This is a genomic window from Ruminococcus sp. (assembly GCF_045129435.1).
Lineage (GTDB): Bacteria > Bacillota > Clostridia > Oscillospirales > Acutalibacteraceae > Ruminococcoides.
Genome location: NZ_JBGVJL010000208.1, coordinates 1 through 16,286, shown reverse-complemented (window position 1 = coordinate 16,286; position 16,286 = coordinate 1). Strand labels below are relative to the sequence as shown.

At 38.6% G+C, this 16,286-nt stretch carries 18 protein-coding genes and 1 rRNA gene; 10 read left to right on the top strand and 9 right to left on the bottom strand.

All coding sequences use genetic code 11. The features are described 5' to 3' along the window. Nucleotides 1–362: hypothetical protein (locus ACJMMI_RS10930; protein ID WP_405355626.1), on the top strand; the 362-nt coding region annotated here is incomplete at its 5' end. A gap of 89 nt (nucleotides 363–451) precedes the next feature. On the opposite strand, the gene ACJMMI_RS10925 is transcribed toward ACJMMI_RS10930, so the two are convergent. The 5 genes from ACJMMI_RS10925 to glgB all read right to left on the bottom strand — a co-directional run bounded on the left by ACJMMI_RS10925 (nucleotide 452) and on the right by glgB (nucleotide 5,896). Then, nucleotides 452–1,330, bottom strand: coding sequence for a GNAT family N-acetyltransferase (locus ACJMMI_RS10925; RefSeq protein ID WP_405355625.1), 879 nt, complete (start codon nucleotides 1,328–1,330; stop codon nucleotides 452–454). A gap of 101 nt (nucleotides 1,331–1,431) precedes the next feature. Continuing rightward, entirely contained in the window at nucleotides 1,432–1,713 is a 282-nt protein-coding gene (locus tag ACJMMI_RS10920) for a CD3324 family protein (protein WP_405355623.1), read from the bottom strand. 565 nt (nucleotides 1,714–2,278) lie between these two features. Next, nucleotides 2,279–3,040 (bottom strand): C39 family peptidase, encoded by a 762-nt coding sequence (locus ACJMMI_RS10915; RefSeq protein WP_405355622.1) that lies wholly within the window; start codon nucleotides 3,038–3,040, stop codon nucleotides 2,279–2,281. A 262-nt stretch (nucleotides 3,041–3,302) separates the two neighbouring features. Beyond that, nucleotides 3,303–3,554, bottom strand: coding sequence for a hypothetical protein (locus tag ACJMMI_RS10910; protein WP_405355621.1), 252 nt, complete (start codon nucleotides 3,552–3,554; stop codon nucleotides 3,303–3,305). 245 nt (nucleotides 3,555–3,799) lie between these two features. Next, entirely contained in the window at nucleotides 3,800–5,896 is a 2,097-nt protein-coding gene (glgB, locus tag ACJMMI_RS10905) for a 1,4-alpha-glucan branching protein GlgB (RefSeq protein WP_405355619.1), read from the bottom strand. A gap of 238 nt (nucleotides 5,897–6,134) precedes the next feature. Here glgB and ACJMMI_RS10900 point away from each other — a divergent pair, with 238 nt between their 5' ends. From ACJMMI_RS10900 to ACJMMI_RS10865, 8 genes are all read left to right on the top strand, one after another. Further along, nucleotides 6,135–6,671 carry a TetR/AcrR family transcriptional regulator gene (locus ACJMMI_RS10900; RefSeq protein ID WP_405355617.1) on the top strand — a complete coding sequence of 179 codons (537 nt, stop codon included), beginning with the start codon at nucleotides 6,135–6,137 and terminating at the stop codon, nucleotides 6,669–6,671. Between the two features lie 71 nt (nucleotides 6,672–6,742). Continuing rightward, a complete protein-coding gene (rimM, locus tag ACJMMI_RS10895) occupies nucleotides 6,743–7,258 on the top strand; it encodes a ribosome maturation factor RimM (protein WP_405355615.1) in 516 nt (171 codons plus the stop codon). Then, nucleotides 7,248–7,946 carry a tRNA (guanosine(37)-N1)-methyltransferase TrmD gene (gene trmD, locus ACJMMI_RS10890; protein ID WP_405355614.1) on the top strand — a complete coding sequence of 233 codons (699 nt, stop codon included), beginning with the start codon at nucleotides 7,248–7,250 and terminating at the stop codon, nucleotides 7,944–7,946. The genes rimM and trmD overlap by 11 nt, the downstream gene beginning before the upstream one ends. 243 nt (nucleotides 7,947–8,189) lie before the next feature. Next, a complete protein-coding gene (locus tag ACJMMI_RS10885) occupies nucleotides 8,190–8,453 on the top strand; it encodes an HPr family phosphocarrier protein (protein ID WP_405355613.1) in 264 nt (87 codons plus the stop codon). Between the two features lie 484 nt (nucleotides 8,454–8,937). Next, nucleotides 8,938–10,782 (top strand): excinuclease ABC subunit UvrC, encoded by a 1,845-nt coding sequence (gene uvrC, locus ACJMMI_RS10880; protein WP_405355612.1) that lies wholly within the window; start codon nucleotides 8,938–8,940, stop codon nucleotides 10,780–10,782. Between the two features lie 110 nt (nucleotides 10,783–10,892). Further along, nucleotides 10,893–11,438: a 16S rRNA (guanine(966)-N(2))-methyltransferase RsmD gene (rsmD, locus tag ACJMMI_RS10875; RefSeq protein WP_405355611.1), complete on the top strand. Its 546-nt coding sequence runs from the start codon at nucleotides 10,893–10,895 to the stop codon at nucleotides 11,436–11,438. Next, nucleotides 11,438–11,932 carry a pantetheine-phosphate adenylyltransferase gene (gene coaD / locus ACJMMI_RS10870; RefSeq protein ID WP_405355609.1) on the top strand — a complete coding sequence of 165 codons (495 nt, stop codon included), beginning with the start codon at nucleotides 11,438–11,440 and terminating at the stop codon, nucleotides 11,930–11,932. Before rsmD ends, coaD begins: the two co-directional genes overlap by 1 nt. A gap of 26 nt (nucleotides 11,933–11,958) precedes the next feature. Continuing rightward, a complete protein-coding gene (locus tag ACJMMI_RS10865) occupies nucleotides 11,959–12,426 on the top strand; it encodes an ATPase (RefSeq protein ID WP_405355608.1) in 468 nt (155 codons plus the stop codon). 710 nt (nucleotides 12,427–13,136) lie between these two features. On the opposite strand, the gene ACJMMI_RS10860 is transcribed toward ACJMMI_RS10865, so the two are convergent. The 3 genes from ACJMMI_RS10860 to ACJMMI_RS10850 form a co-directional block, all read right to left on the bottom strand. Then, nucleotides 13,137–13,391, bottom strand: coding sequence for a hypothetical protein (locus ACJMMI_RS10860; RefSeq protein ID WP_405355607.1), 255 nt, complete (start codon nucleotides 13,389–13,391; stop codon nucleotides 13,137–13,139). A 2-nt stretch (nucleotides 13,392–13,393) separates the two neighbouring features. Beyond that, nucleotides 13,394–13,936, bottom strand: a complete 543-nt coding sequence (locus ACJMMI_RS10855) for a DUF6591 domain-containing protein (protein WP_405355605.1) — start codon at nucleotides 13,934–13,936, stop codon at nucleotides 13,394–13,396. A 115-nt stretch (nucleotides 13,937–14,051) separates the two neighbouring features. Then, nucleotides 14,052–15,179, bottom strand: a complete 1,128-nt coding sequence (locus ACJMMI_RS10850; protein ID WP_405355603.1) for a serine/threonine-protein kinase — start codon at nucleotides 15,177–15,179, stop codon at nucleotides 14,052–14,054. Between the two features lie 60 nt (nucleotides 15,180–15,239). On the opposite strand from ACJMMI_RS10850, the gene ACJMMI_RS10845 reads away from it, so the two are divergent. Next, complete coding sequence (locus tag ACJMMI_RS10845) at nucleotides 15,240–15,662, top strand: hypothetical protein (RefSeq protein WP_405355601.1); 423 nt, start codon at nucleotides 15,240–15,242, stop codon at nucleotides 15,660–15,662. A gap of 124 nt (nucleotides 15,663–15,786) precedes the next feature. Here the strand turns inward: ACJMMI_RS10845 and rrf are convergent. After that, a 5S ribosomal RNA gene (rrf, locus tag ACJMMI_RS10840) occupies nucleotides 15,787–15,903 on the bottom strand. Nucleotides 15,904–16,286 lie beyond the last annotated feature (383 nt).

The following is a 16,286-nucleotide window of genomic DNA, read 5'->3' as shown; positions in this document are numbered from 1 at the left end:
AAAAACATGATATATACTGTTTGTACAGTGATGACGCTTTACTTAAAAATTCAAGAGCCAATTATGTTAAAATATTCGGCGAAGATTTTGACAAGGGATACGATGTGAATAACTACCAAAAATCAGATTTGATTGATATGTATAACGACCTTTACTCACAGCTTTTTGAAGGAGTATCGGTTGATGTTACCGTTAAGTACAATGACGGCACAGAGGAAACTCAGACCGTTGATTTTAATGTAGAGCCGATTACTGAGGAAATGGCAGACGAACATCTTAAAGAAAATGGATATAATGGTGAGAGAAACAGCCTGTATCATTTACTCGGTTCATGTGCAACTATCACAGCAACACTTAGGTGATTGCAAAATTATAATAAGAATTAATTAATCAACAAACTCCATTGTTATAACACAAAGCTCCCGGATATTTGCTTGTCCGGGAGTTTTGATTATGCGTGTGATAGGGTGGGGAAAAACAATCGGTCGGTTTCAATGCTTTCAAGCTGATTGCCAAAGATGAACAATCGGTAATCTTCACCGCCGTCAAATATAGTACAGTCACATATATTTCTGTCTTGCTCAAGAGGAGTGTAGCCAAGTGAAATTGATGATGTGTTACTTGGTAATTCGGAGATAATATTTTTGAGTGAAGTGTTATTTTGAATAAGCACGCTATGCAAAAGTACATTTTCGTTTTCAATATCTGCAACTATAAAGCTATCAAGCTTTTCTGAGTAATACACATTTTCGAGTTCCGATGTGTAAAACATCTGTAAGCTGAATTTGTTAGTCTGTTCAAAAGCAGAGCTTAATGCACAATTTCTTATATAATGCAGGTATTTATCTCGCATACATTTGTCTTGCGGGTCTAACTTTTTAAAACTGCTTTTAAAATTTATCTTTGAAATTACGCTGTTTTTAATTTTGTATGCGTATTGATTTACAGCTTTAAAACCAAGCTTTTTATAAAAATCAACAGCACTAAGGTCGCCAAAAAGATAGATACCATCGCATTTTCCGTTGTAATCACCAATAATTGTGTTTATAAGCTTGCTGGCAAGGCCCTGTCTGCGGTAACTTTCATCGGTCATAACTGTGCCAATCTGAATGTAGTTCTTTTGCTTGCCGTTTTGGGTGAAATTCATAATATTTGCCGAGGCATTAGAGAGTATATTTTCACCGTCATAAACAGAATAGGGAATGTAGTCACCCTCAAAATAACCGTTTGTAACCCAGTTTTCAAAGTCAAAGCAAAAGGTTTTCTGAGTAAGCTTATTTAGTTTGCACCGCAATATATCATCAAGCATATAATTTTTAATTAAATCCATTATACCTGCATCCTTTCAAATATTTTATAGTGTAATTATATTTTATATGGTTATGAAATACAACCTCATATATTTTTATAAAAAAAGATGAGCAAACCCGTTCAGGATTTGCTCTTAGTTTTTGCTTGGTATATAATTCTTTGAATACTTTTTTCGGAAAGGAAATACTTTTCAGCCAATGATTTGACATCTGAACCATTGCGATATTCTGCGTAAATATCATTATTTCTTGCGGAAAGAACAGATAAAGTATCAGTTCTTTCGCCCCACTTGGTGCGAGTATCAGATTTTTTTGGAATGTAAATATTCTGTCCGTCAATGTATTTTTGAATAATTTCGATAATATCACGAGGTAAAACATCCTCGGCTTTAATATAGCTCATTGCTGCCTCCTAAGTTATTTTTGTAAATTAGGAATAGCATGGCTATAACAATATTTAATTATAATTGCAATAGCCGATGCTATGCAGTGAAAATATATCTTCTCAAAACGCAATCCTCCTTTGGGTGGGGTATAACAGTGAATTATTTTTGCTGATATAAAAGCTTAGCAATAATAAAATTTAGGTCGAGCCTTTTTAAAGGGTCGTGGGTTTGGGCAAAGCCCAAGAAAAGTTGTTTTTATTGCAATTTGTAAGGCACAAACAGCAACGCTGTTTGTGTGTTGAAGCAAGGTTTGTCAAAACAGGCGATAGCCTTTTAATAAGAAATAATTTATTTATAAAGAATAACGGTTTTTTATGTTGCTGTCGCAATCATAAGGCTTTCGCTTGTTGTGTTCAAGCCGCCAAACAGCAGGCTGTTTGGCTATCAAAGCCTTGCGTTAGTTTAAAGTCTTGTGGGCTTTGCCCACACCCACAACCTTTAAAAAGGTTTACAAAATTTTTATTTTCGAGTATAAAGTCTGTGCTAATTCAAAGAAAATTTCCCGACCGTTGCTAAACTCTCTTAACCGTTTTTCAGCACAACGCATTTATTATTTCTTGAGGTGAAAACTGACTCAAAATTTTCTTTCGGGTACACCACAAGTCCGTCTATCGGGTCGGCAATGGTTACTGTGTCGGCACTGTAGCCGATTAAGTCGGCGGCGTGGTCGTCCATACACCAGTCATACTGCTTGCCATCTGAGCCTGTCCAGTATTCTATATCGCTACGCTCAACCATTCCTATAGTCACCCAAACCACAATTGGGTAGCCTTTATCTACAAGCTCATAAAGCTCTTTTGGCGTTGAACCTGTTATATCAACTGCTTTTAGTTTGCTGTTGGCATCTTTAAAATAGTTATTGGCGGCGGTGACTATCGGTGTTGTGCCACATACATAGCCATATACGCTTGTAGGGTCGCCGATGAAATATTGTTCAGGACTTGAGCCGTACAGATTGCCGTCCTCGCCGTATTCAAGGTCATACGGTGTGCAGGGCAGGTACTCCGTGGCCATAGTGTATTTGTCAACATTGCAACCGCTGTAGTTCATAGCCATAGTAAGTGCAGTGATTTCGCAGCCTGTGGGAAGTTCCGGCTCCTGATAGATGATGTCAAAATTTTGAATTACGGAGCTGTCCCTTGAGGCTCTTGATACAGTAGCTATGCTGTTTTCTTGAAAATCATCTGCAATATCTTGTTTTTCGCCACAGCCCGAAAGCATAGCAATAACGCTCATTGCAGAAAGCAAAAAGGCAGTAATTCTAACTGCACCATTCCTTTTCATATAAATATTACCCCATTTTATATAAATATATAAAAATTATATCACAAAATTTGGAAATTATCAATGTTTTTAAAAGTTGTTGATAAAAAATAGTTATTTTTAAGTGTTGGGGTTAATTATGGTTTAGCAGAAAGTTTCGGGTAATAAATATAAAATTTAGGTCGAGCCTTTTTAAAGGCTCGTGGGTTTGGGCAAAGCCCAAGAAAAGTTGTTTTTATTGCAAATTTTCAGGCACAAACAGCGTTGCTGTTTGTGTGATACATCAAAGTTTGATAAAACAGGCGACAGCCTTTAAAAATAGGAAATAATTCATAAATAGAAAAAGAATATCTTTTCTGTTTTGTGTTGCTATCGCAATTATAAGGCTATCACCGTTGTGTTCAAGCCACCAAACAGCAAGCTGTTTGGCTATCAAAACCTTGCGGTAGTTTAAAGTATTGTGGGCTTTGCCCACGCCCACAACCATTGAAAAAGGTTGACCAAATTTTTTCGTTCGAGTAGAAAGCATAGGCAAATTTTAAACCTTTTAACTCCCGACCGTTACTAAGTCATTGTCGGGAATAGGAAAATTATTGCTTTGCAAACTATCTTTTCGTAATAAAAACCATAATTACCCAATTATTAAAAAGAACCCAAAATAGAAAACGCAGATAAGGCGAACCCTATCTGCGTTTCCGTTATAAAGAGGTCGGACAAAAATGACCTTGATATATTATTTTGTACGCAATACTCAAAATAAATTACACCCAATAAGTGAAATTATTCCTCAACTGCTTCTTCTTTCTCAGCCTTTTCAGCTTTTGCAGGCTTTTCGACTTTTTCTTCTGCTTTTGGCTCTGCTACAGGTTCTTCCTCTGCTTTAGCCTCGACTTTAGCTGCCTTTTCAGCCTTTGCTTTTTTAAGTGCGGCAGCCTTGCGGTTAGTTGTCTTTTTCTTCTTTGGCTTTTCAGGTGCAGGAAGCTCCTTGTCAAGCTCAATGTAGATTACAGACAATGGTGCAAGTGTGATGTTGATTGAATACTGAAGGTCGTGATCAGGTGTATCAACCGCCTTGATTTCGCCTTCGTTTACTATGCCGCAACCACCAAATTCCTCTGCCTCAGAGTTGAGAACTTCTTTATATACGCCGTACTTTGGTACGCCGATTTTATAGTTTTCACGAAGCATTGGCTGGAAGTTACATACAACAATAACCTCACTGCCGTCATATGCAATTCTTCTGAATGAAATAATACTTTGCTTGTAATCATCAAGAGCAATCCACTGGAAGCCGTTCCAATCGTAATCATTTTCGTGCATAGCAGGGGTATCGCAGTAGAATTTATTTGCTGTAGCAAAGAAGTGGTTGAGCTGACGGTGCTTTTCGTAGCCGAGCAAGTTCCACTGGAGCTGTTCGGTAGAATTCCACTCATCAAACTGTCCAAGCTCACTGCCCATAAACATAAGCTTTTTACCCGGATGAGCAAGCATATATGCAAGGAATCCTCTTACGCCGGCAAATTTATTGTCATACAGACCCGGCATTTTATTGATAAGAGAGCCCTTGCCGTAAACAACCTCATCGTGTGAGATAGGGAGCATAAAGCTTTCGCTGAATGCGTAAACCATACTGAATGTAAGTGTATCGTGGTGGTAGTTTCTGTAGAGAGGGTCAAGGCTGATGTAAGAAAGCATATCGTTCATCCAGCCCATATTCCACTTGTAGTCAAATCCAAGTCCCATATCCTTTGGTGGGAAGCCTGTAACATTTGGCCATGCTGTGCTTTCCTCGGCAATCATCATAGCCTCAGGGTGGAACATATGCACAACTGTGTTAAGCTTCTGCAAGAAATCAACAGCAACAAGGTTTTCTCTGCCACCGTAAATATTTGCAAGCCATTCGCCGTCCTTACGGTTGTAGTCGAGGTAGAGCATAGAAGCTACGGCGTCAACTCTGATACCGTCAACATGGTACTGGTCAAGCCAGAACATTGCAGATGAAAGCAAGAAACTTGTTACTTCATAGCGTGCATAATTGAAGATATATGTACCCCATTCCTTATGCTCGCCGATTCTCCAGTCCTCGTACTCATAACAGCCTGTGCCGTCAAATCTGCCAAGACCATGCTCATCCTTAGGGAAGTGAGCAGGTACCCAGTCAAGAATTACGCCGATGCCCTCCTGATGGCACTTATCTACAAAATACATAAGGTCCTTTGGAGTGCCATAACGGGAAGTAGCGGCAAAGTAGCCGGTTACCTGATAGCCCCAGCTGCCGTCAAACGGATATTCTGTAAGAGGCATAAACTCAATGTGAGTGTAGCCCATTTCTTTTACATACGGAATAAGCTCCTCTGCAAGCTTTTTGTAGCTGAACACATTGCCGTCCTCGTACTTTCTCCAAGAACCTGCGTGCATTTCATATACATTGATAGGAGCGTTTTTGTGTGGATGTGTTTTCTTGTGCTCAAACCATTCGCTGTCATTCCACTCATAGCCGTGAATTTCATATACACGGGAAGCGTTGTCAGGTCTTGTTTGGCAATGGAAAGCATAAGGGTCGGTTTTCATAACCTTTTGCATTGACGGAGTTTCTACGCAATACTTGTAGCAAGCGTACTCCCATACACCCTCAATAAACAATTCCCATACACCGGAATTGTCGATTTTATACATATAGTTTGCATCAGGGTTCCAGTCGTTGAAGTCGCCTACAACAGACACAGAAAGTGCATTTGGTGCCCATACTCTGAACACAACGCCATCTCTGTCGCCCCAGTTTACAAAATGTGAGCCCATAAATTCATAAGCTGTAACAGATTCGCCCTGCAAAAACTGTTCAAGCGGAGTTCTTTGGTCATTTAAACTAAAAGCCATTTATATATCCTCTTTTCTTTAAGAAATTTGGGAAAAGGGTGCATATTGCCTGATTTTATACAAATAAATCCGCATTATGTACAATATGCTTTTATAGTGTTTCCCTTGATTTAATTATCTGATTATAGTATAATATATTCTACACAAATATACAAGAGTTATTTTTAATTTTTATGTAAATTATTTTACAAATGTTTAAAATTTGTTTATTTTTACAAAAAATCTAAGGTGAATTTTTATGGATAAAAGAGTAAAAAATACTACTAAAGCACTCAAGCAGGCACTTTTTGAAATGCTTGAGCAAATGCCCCTGAGCAAAATTACAGTGACCTCGCTGTGCAAGAGGGCAGGAGTGAACAGAGTTACCTTTTATCACCATTTTACCGATGTTTACGATATGATTTCACAAATTGAAGTTAGCTATGTTGAAGAATTAAAGGATTACAATTTTAAATTTACGCAGAACGGCAAGGTTAATTTTCTCTGGATTGTGCGTTTTGTAAAGAAGTATTCGGATTTTTACAAGGTGGTTTTCAGCAACAATATTCAGACAAAATTGCTTGATGAAATGTATGCAGAGCTTAAAAAAGAGTACTGCTTGGCATTTGGTAAAAATGATATTTCAGATACCAAGCTTGACTATATGTACACCTTTGTTGAAAGTGGAGTATCGAGTATTCTCAAAAAATGGGTAAGAGGCGGAATGGTTGAAAGCGAGGAATACATTGCCGACCTTATTGCAGAAATATTTATAAGTATGCACAGTCATATATGATAGTTGCTCAAAGCCGAAAATTATGTTAGAATATGTAGTCAGATAAAAGAAAATTTACGGACGGTGGATATATGAAAAAGAGATTTCTTGACAGCGGAAAAATTGTAGGTACACACGGCATTAAGGGTGAGCTGAGAATTGACCCTTGGTGCGACAGCCCGGAGTTTCTCTGTTGTTTTAAAAAATTATATCTTGACGAGCAGGGCAGAGAGAGCATAAAGGTAAAATCACGCCCACATAAGAATATTGTACTTTGCAAGGTTGACGGTATTGATACAATCGAACAGGCAGACAGAATGAGGGGCAAAATTGTTTACATTGACAGAGAGGACATTGCTCTTGACGAGGGTGTAAACTTTGTGCAGGACTTGCTCGGTCTTGAGGTTAAGGACGCAGACAACGACACATTATATGGCAAAATCACTGATGTTTTGCGTACCGGTGCAAACGATGTTTACGAGATTACAGACGAGAACGGCAAAAAGTATCTTGCGCCTGTTATTGATGATGTAATTATTGAAACCGATGTTGACAACGGATATGTTCTTATTCGCCCTATGAAAGGAATATTTGACGATGAGGATTGATATAATAACCTTATTCCCGGAGATGTTTACTCCGGTTTTGGGCGATAGCATTATAGGCAGAGCACAGAAAAGCGGTGCACTTGAAATTCATTGTCATCAGCTCAGGGACTTTGCCTTTGACAAGCACAGACGAGTTGACGATACCCCATACGGCGGTGGAAACGGTATGCTGATGAAAGCTGAGCCGATAGCACTTTGCTTTGAGAGCATTTGCGAGGAAATCGGAAAAAGACCATATTTTGTGTATATGTCACCGCAGGGCAAAACTCTTACTCAGCAGAGGCTCAAGCAGATTGCAGACGATATGGAAAATGTCTGTATTCTTTGCGGTCACTACGAGGGCGTTGACCAGCGTTTGCTTGACGAATTTATAGATGAGGAAATATCAATAGGTGACTATGTACTTACAGGCGGTGAACTGCCTGCGATGGTATTTACAGACGCACTTTCAAGAATGGTGCCGGGTGTGCTTTCAAATAACGAGTGCTTTACGGAGGAAAGCCATTTTAACGGCTTACTTGAGCACCCGCAGTACACAAAGCCGTCAGAATGGAGAGGCAAAGAAGTACCTCCTGTGCTTTTGAGCGGACACCACGCAAACATTGAAAAGTGGAAAAAGGAAAAAAGTCTGGAAGTAACACTTGCAAAACGACCTGATTTGATAGAAAAGGCGAAAAACCAACAATAATATTCAGCAATAATTTGACATAATAAAGCGATAATTGGCAATACTTTATATAATTTAATTGAACTTATAGTAATGTTGCACAACAACGAGGTGAAAATTTTGGTTGTAAGTGAGTAATAAACCAAAAATTAATTAACTTATTGACCTTTTTTTGAAAAAATACTATAATATTTATTAAAAGATTGCATAAAGCATTCTGATTAAAAAACGGGTTAAATTATATGGCAAGAGAGGGATATTAAAATGTATAGTAAGGAAGTTTTAGTACAGAATAAGGCAGGTTTACACGCTCGCCCAGCTACATTTTTCATTCAGAAGGCTAACGAATACAAGTCAACTGTTTGGATTGAGAAAGAAGAAAGACGAGTAAATGCAAAGAGCCTTCTCGGTGTATTGTCACTTGGTATCATTGGCGGTACAACAATCAAGGTTATTGCTGACGGTTCAGACGAAACAGACGCAGTTGACGGTCTTGTAGCTCTCGTTGAATCAGGCTTTGCTGAATAATTCATACTCTTTGAAATTTTGGGCGGTTTATCCGCCCTTTTTGTTTTGTAAAAAAGCCTGACAAGCGTAAGCTTTTATCAGGGAAAAATCGTTTTTTATGGGTTCTTTTTCAATAGTTGGGGTAAATTATTGTTTAGCGGATTTAGGCTTCCCATCAGAGGGGAAGCTGTCACGCAAGTGACTGATGAGGTGTTGAACTCGTTAAGAGTTCACTTATATCAAAGCTTGAGTTAAGGAAAAACGCCGTGAACGGCGACACCTCATTCGTCATTTTCTTGCGAAAATGCCACCTTCCCCTCGAGGGGAAGGCTTGGAATTTTCCGATAAATTGATAGTATAAACAATAATTTATCAATGTTACCTCAATATTAAAAATATAACCAATAAAATTCCCGACCATTATTAAGTCATTGTCGGGCAAAGAGTATTATCACTTTGCAAACTGTCTTCTCATTATAAAAATCGTTATAAAATAGGTGATATTATGAATCCTAAGATGTCAATACTTCGCAAAAGGGCAATGGCTTTGCCGCTTTTGCCGGGTGTCTATATTATGCATTCTGCTGACGGTGAGATTATATACATCGGCAAGGCTAAGGCTTTACGCAATCGTGTAAGCCAATACTTTGGTTCTCAGAACAATCACGCCGAAAAGGTACGCCGAATGGTTGACAATGTTGATCATTTTGAGTACATTATTACCGACAGTGAATTTGAGGCTCTCATTCTTGAATGCAGTCTAATCAAACAGCACACCCCGAAGTACAATATCCTTTTAAAGGACGACAAAGGCTACAGCTATATCAAGGTGAGTGGCGACAAGTGGCGAAAGCTTTCGTATGTTTTGCAAAAGGCAGATGACGGAGCGGAGTATATCGGGCCATACAAGAGCAGTTATTATGTAAAAAGTGCCGTTGAGGAGGCAAACAAAATTTTTATGCTCCCCACCTGCAACAGAAAATTTCCGCAGGATTTCGGCAAGGGCAGACCATGCCTTAACTACCACATCAAGCTTTGCTCTGCACCGTGTACAGGCAAGGTGAAATTTGCCGATTACAACGAAAGCGTTGAGCAGGCTCTCGCATTTTTAAAGGGCGGCTCAGCGTCATCTATAAAAGACCTTACCAAGAAAATGGAGGAGGCTGCCGAAAACCTTGAGTTTGAGAGGGCGGCTCGTATTCGTGATAAAATTAGTGCGGTAAAGAAAATGGGCGACAAGCAAAAGGTAGTTGCCAACAAGGTGCTTGATGAAGATGTTATCGGCAGCTTTTCGGACGGCAAAAAAACCTGCTATCAGGTGTTTCGCTTTGAGGGTGGCAGACTTTTTGACAGGGAAAGCTTTGTGTTTGATTCGGGTGATTCAGACAGCGAAACCGAGGAATTTATTCTTCGCTACTACACAATAAGAAACGATGTGCCGAAAAATATTGCCGTAGACAAGGAATTTGACGGCTTGAACGCTATGCAGGACTGGCTCAGCGAAAAGCGTGGAAGCAGGGTGTATATTACAGTTCCGCAAAGGGGAGAGCAAGCACAGCTTGTGGCTATGTGCCGTTCAAATGCAGCGGAAGAGCTTGCACAGCGTAAGGGTGCTACAGTTAAAGAGTACAGCGTGCTTGAGGAATTGAAGGACTTGCTCGGACTTGAAAAAATTCCGCAGTACATTGAAAGCTATGATATTTCAAACCTTGCAGGCACAGAAAATGTTGCCGGTATGATTGTATATAAAAACGGAAAGCCGTACAAATGTGCTTACAAAAAATTTAAGATTAAAGGATTTGACGGACAGGACGATTACGCATCTATGGCAGAGGTTATCGGCAGACGCTTTGACGAATATTACAAGGCAGAAAAGGCTGACGAAGGCTTTGGCAAACTGCCCGACCTTATTTTGCTTGACGGCGGTAAGGGACAGGTTGCTGTTGTAAAGAAAGTTTTGCAGGAAATGAATATAGATGTTCCGCTTTTCGGCTTGGTTAAGGACGACAAGCACCGCACAAGGGCGGTTACAGGTGACGGCGGAGAAATTTCTATAAGCTCACGCAGGTCTTTATTTACTTTTCTAAGCAAAATGCAGGACGAGGTACACCGTTTTGCCATTGGGTACCACCACGAAAGGCGAAGTAAAAATACCTTCAAAAGCTCGCTCACAGAAATTGAGGGTATCGGCGAAAAGCGAGCAAGGGCAATGCTTAAATATTTCAGAACGATTGACAATATTTCCAAGGCTGACCTTGAGGAGCTTGAGGGCTGCCCACAAATGACAAAAAATGCCGCAATAGCGGTGTACAGGTACTTTCATTCAGATGAAAAATCGACAGAAAATTGAATTAATAAAAATGTTGTAATTTTTGTAATAATATGTTATAATTATGTAATATTAAAGAAAATACATTCGTAAATAGTTTATTATGCTTTATACGAAAAAAGGAAGATATTATGAGGGTAATAACAGGAACGGCAAAGGGCAGGCGACTTGAAACCCTTGAGGGTGAAGATGTAAGACCTACCACCGAGAGGATAAAAGAAGCTGTTTTTTCAATAATTCAGTTTGAAATAATGGGGCATACATTTCTCGACCTTTTTGCAGGCTCAGGACAGATGGGCATTGAGGCAATAAGCAGAGGTGCAAGCTCAGCGTATTTTGTAGATGCGTCAAAAAAATCACTTGATGTTGTGAAAAAGAATGTGTCAACGGTTAAATTTGACAAAGAGGCAAAGTTATTTGCAATGGATTACCGCAGTTTTCTTTCAATGAATTCAACTGAGTTTGACATTGCGTTTTTAGATCCGCCGTACAAAAAAGGCATCTTGCAGGACGCACTTCCGCTTGTGGCAGAGAATATGCGTGACACAGGAATTATTATTGCAGAAAATCCCCTTGATGAGCAGATTTCTGCAAATTATGGCGATTTTGTACTTGACAGGGAATATCGCTATGGTAAAATAAAAATAAGCACATTCAGACATAAGGATTTTTTGTGATGAATAAAACAGTTATTTGTCCGGGCAGTTTTGACCCGGTAACGCTGGGACATATCGACATTATAAAGCGTGCCGCAAATATGTTTGACAAGGTAATTGTAGGTGTGTTTACCAACGAAAAAAAGACTCCGAGCTTTTCGGCAGAGGAGAGAATACAGTTTTTAAAGGAATCAACCGCAGGCATTGAAAATGTTGAGATAGTAAGCTACAGCGGACTTCTTGCACAATATTGCAAGGAACGCAAGGTTGATGCCATAGTAAAGGGACTTAGGGCGGTGTCTGACTTTGAATATGAATTTCAGCAGGCACTTACCAATAAAAGACTTAATCCTCAGCTTGAAACTATATTTCTGACAGCGGAGTCAGAGTCAATGTATTTAAGTTCAAGTATGGTACGCACAGTAGCTTCGCTTGGCGGCGACATAAGCAATTTTGTGCCGGAGATGATTCACGACAGAATTGTGGAAAGACTTTACAAGGGCAATGATAAGTAAACCTTAATATAAAGGAGATAATAAATATGAAAATTGATGATTTAATTTTAGAGCTTCAGGATATACTCGGTTCAGCCAAGTCGGTTCCTTTTTCAGGCGGCAAGGTGATGGTTGACAGCAACGAGATGTACAACATCATTGAGCAGATTCAGGACGCAATGCCATCAGAAATCAGCCAAGCTAAGAATGTAGTAGCTGACAGAAAGGCAATTCTTACAGAGGCAAAGAAAGAGGCTGAGAATATCATTCGTAACGCTGAGGAGCGTAAAAAGACAATCCTCAACCAGAACGAGCTTGTAAGAGAAGCAAAGGTAAAGGCAAAGGAGATTGTTGATGATGCAAAGGCAAAATCAAAGGAAATCCGCACAGCTACCAATGTATATTCAGACAGCATTTTAAAGACAACAGAGGAAACTCTTTCTTCACAGCTTGAGGTTGTAAAGAAAACAAGAGCAAAGTTTTCAGAACAGCAGCAGCCACAGAAGAAGGCATAATTCATAGCTAAAAACAAACGCTCAGGCTTTTTGTCTGAGCGTTATTTTTTTGTTCTTTTGTTGGGTAAAATTGTGGTTCTTTTTCAATAGATGGGGTAAATTATGGTTTTTATTACGAGAAGACAGTTTGCAAAATAATAATTTTCTTCTTCCCGATAACGACTTAGAAATGGTCGGGAATTAAAAGTATTGAGATTGTCTATGCTTTCTGCTCGGACAAAGAAATTTAGGTCGAGCCTTTTTAAAGGCTCGTGGGTTTGGGCAACGCCCAAGAAAAGTTGTTTTCATCGCAATTTATAAGGCACAAACAGCGTTGCTGTTTGTGTGCTGAGGCAAGGTTTGACAAAACAGGCGACAACCTTTAAAAAGAAATACTTCATTAATAAAGAAGAATGGATTTTTTTGTGTTGCTGTCGCAATTATAAGGCTTTCGCTGTTGTGCTCAAGCCGCCAAACAGCCTGCTGTTTGGCTATAAAAATTTTGTTTAAGAGAAAAGTATTTGTGGACTTTGCCCACACCCACAACCTTTAAAAAGGTTGACCAAATTTTTATTTTCGAGTATAAAGTCTGTAATAATATTGACTGTAGGTTCCCAATAAATATCACATTACATCAAATTTTTAACATTATTACAACAAAATGTTAAAAACAAAACGCTCAAGTCAAAAGCCTGAGCGTTCTGTTTAGAAAGGATGATGAAAAAATTATGTTACTTATTTTCCTTTAATATAGAGAATATTATTGCGTACACATATGATGAGCTGTTTTCTGCAAGCGTTGCAAATTTTTGATCCTTTAGCTTTGATACTGCGTTTTCAAATTCTGCTTTTGTAATTCGCCAGTTAGCCTCCGGGATAAAAATATTGCTTTCGGTTACGCTGTATGTAAAGCTTTTGCCGTCCTTAGCGGTTATTTTTTTGCCGCTGTGCCTTACGACTTCGTCCCAAAGCTCGTTTATGAACATTTTTATGATAATGACATTGAAACTTCAGCAAGCTTTTTATTGATTCTGGCTGTTACTTCAATGTAGTATGCTGCATCTGCATCAGAAAGCTCATCTTCATCAACATCATCAAGCTTTTTAATAAAATCTGCATATTTTGACACATAATCTGCGTACTGAGCCATAAGTGCTGCTGTGTTGTCGCTATTGTTGTATTCTTTCATAAAGTCAACATATTCGTCAAAGAAAGCCTCGTAGCTGTCCATCATTTCTTTAAATTCAGGTGTAACCAAGCCTGAATCGTTCTTTTCTTCTTTGGAGCTTTCTTCTTCCTTGGAGCTTTCCTCGGCTTTGGAACTTTCTTCTTCCTTAGAGCTTTCCTCGACCTTTGAACTCTCCTCTTTAGAGCTTTCGTCAGCTTTTGAACTTTCAGAGAAAGTAAAGTCCGGAATACTGATTTCGCTTGTGGTCTTCTTTGAACCACAGCCTGTAAAAACCAATGTAGAAGCGGTTGCTACAACCACAGCGATAAATGTACATAAAACTTTTTTAACGGTATTTTTCATAGTAATTTCCTCCTTTAAGTAAATCCGTTGACTTTATTATATAAAATTGAAAATAAAAAAGTGTATGCTGTCAGCATACACTAAGAAAAATTTTTTATGTTATAATATTGTTGCATTATTGGAAATAATTACTATATAAGTCGTTGTAAGTGCTGTATAGCGATTTGTATAATTCCATATCTGCAGCCGTTGTAAAATCACGAAATAATGCCGCACCAACAAATATGCTCACAACAGCCAGTGAAAAGAAAATAATTCGCCTTGCCGTTTTATTCAAATCCCGTATTTTGGGAATACAGTTCTGAAAACCGAAAATATTTGAGAAAAAGGCAATCGGAATAATAAACATCATAATTGAAATAAGTGTAACGGGGAAGATATTCAGCAGATTTTGCGGACAATATGTTCTGTACATATTTGCAATCCAAAGGAACATATAAGCATACATTATTATTGCAAAAATTCGTACACCTTTCTTTTTGGAGCGAAATCCCGGAAAATTTTCAAGAAAATTATCGGCAAAGTTAAAGCCGTAAACCCTCTTTCTCTTTAAAGCGGCGTTTAAATCCTCAATAGTTTCAAAACGCTTTTCAACATTAAATTCCGTACATTTTTTGATAATTTCAGCGATATCTCCGTTACGATACATCACTTCTGACGGCAGATGACCTGTCAGCATAAAGTTTAAAAGCACGCCCACAGCGTAAATATCTGTTTTGCTGTCGCTCTGTTTAAAGCCGAATTGTTCGGGAGCAGCATAGCCCTCTGTGCCGAGTACCTGTGTGTCGTGGCTTGCATTGGCATTGTGAAATCGTGAAATTCCAAAGTCTATTATCTTGACAACTCCGTTATTGCCTATGATAATATTAGTTGGGGTAATGTCACGGTGGGTGATTGAATATTTATGCAGAACGCTCAGTCCGTCGCATATCTGACGAGCAACATTGATTGCGTAGTTTTCGCTGAATACACCTTTTGAAATCATCTGTTCAACAGTGTTTCCGGGTACATATTCTTCAAGAATTATGCAGGCATTGCGGTCAATTATTACATCAAAAATTTTGGCAATGTGTTCGTTGTTAAGCTTGCTTATTGTTATATGCAGGTCAAATTCGCTTGCAGGCATAATCTTTTTTATCATTAACTGCTTTGTGTTGCGATTGCGTACAAGCTGAGTGGTTCGGTTAAAATTTGCAACTACATCGAACTGCCATAGGTAAAATTTATATTCAAACTCCGTCATCATCGCACCCCATTTCATTTTAGATATTAACATAAATTTTTATAAAAAGGAAGATACATTTTGAAAAAATCAACTGACGAACTGCTCAATATTTTAAAATCAAATAGCAATCTTGATGATTATTTTAGTGAAAACCGAGATTATATGCAATATGCAACCCTGCCGCAAATGCTTGAAAGTTTAATTTTAAGTAAAAAAATAAGCAAGTCTGAGGCAATTAATAATTCTTTAATAGAAAAGCATTACGGCTATCAGATTTTTAAAGGAATAAAAACTCCGTCAAGAGATAAGCTTATTATGCTTTGCATTGGAATCGGTGCGGATTTAAGCCAGACGAGCAAGCTTTTGAATTGCATTAAGGCGTCACCTTTGTACGCAAAGGACGGCAGAGATGCGGTTATAATGTTCGGAATTTTACATAGACTGAGCGTAATTGATATTAATTTAATGTTATACGATAGGGGATATACCCCCTTGGAATGATAAAAGGCCACATCTGATGATGCGGTCTTTTTAGTACATGGGGAAGGGTGCAAAATCAAAAGCCTTTACGGATAATAAAAAATGACAAATAAAAAATGCCCACCCTACTGGATGGACACTTTGATGTTGGCATCTCCCTATTTTTCCAGGCCGTCACCAGCCAAGTATTTTCGGCACCACTGAGCTTAACTTCTGTGTTCGGTATGGGAACAGGTGGACCCTCAGCGTCATCAACACCAACTATTTAATTGTTTCTCAAGAGGTCTGTGCTCTCTCAAGAACAGTATTGATTATATCACTATACCGTCACTTTGTCAACACATTTTTACAAATTTTTTAATTATTCTTTAAGAAATCGTAATATTTCCATTTATCGCAAAAATTGACTATAAAATACGGCTTTTTATAAACGTATATTCTATTATAGAATATAGAACACCAATATATAAGGCTGATTATAAAATTGTTTGCTAACGCAAAATCTTAACAATAATGAAATTTAGGTCGAGCCTTTTTAAAGGCTCGTGGGTTTGGGCAAAGCCCAAGAAAGGTTGTTTTTATATCAGTCTATCGGGCACAAACAGCGTTGCTGTTTGTGTGCTGAGGCAAAGTTTAACAAAACAG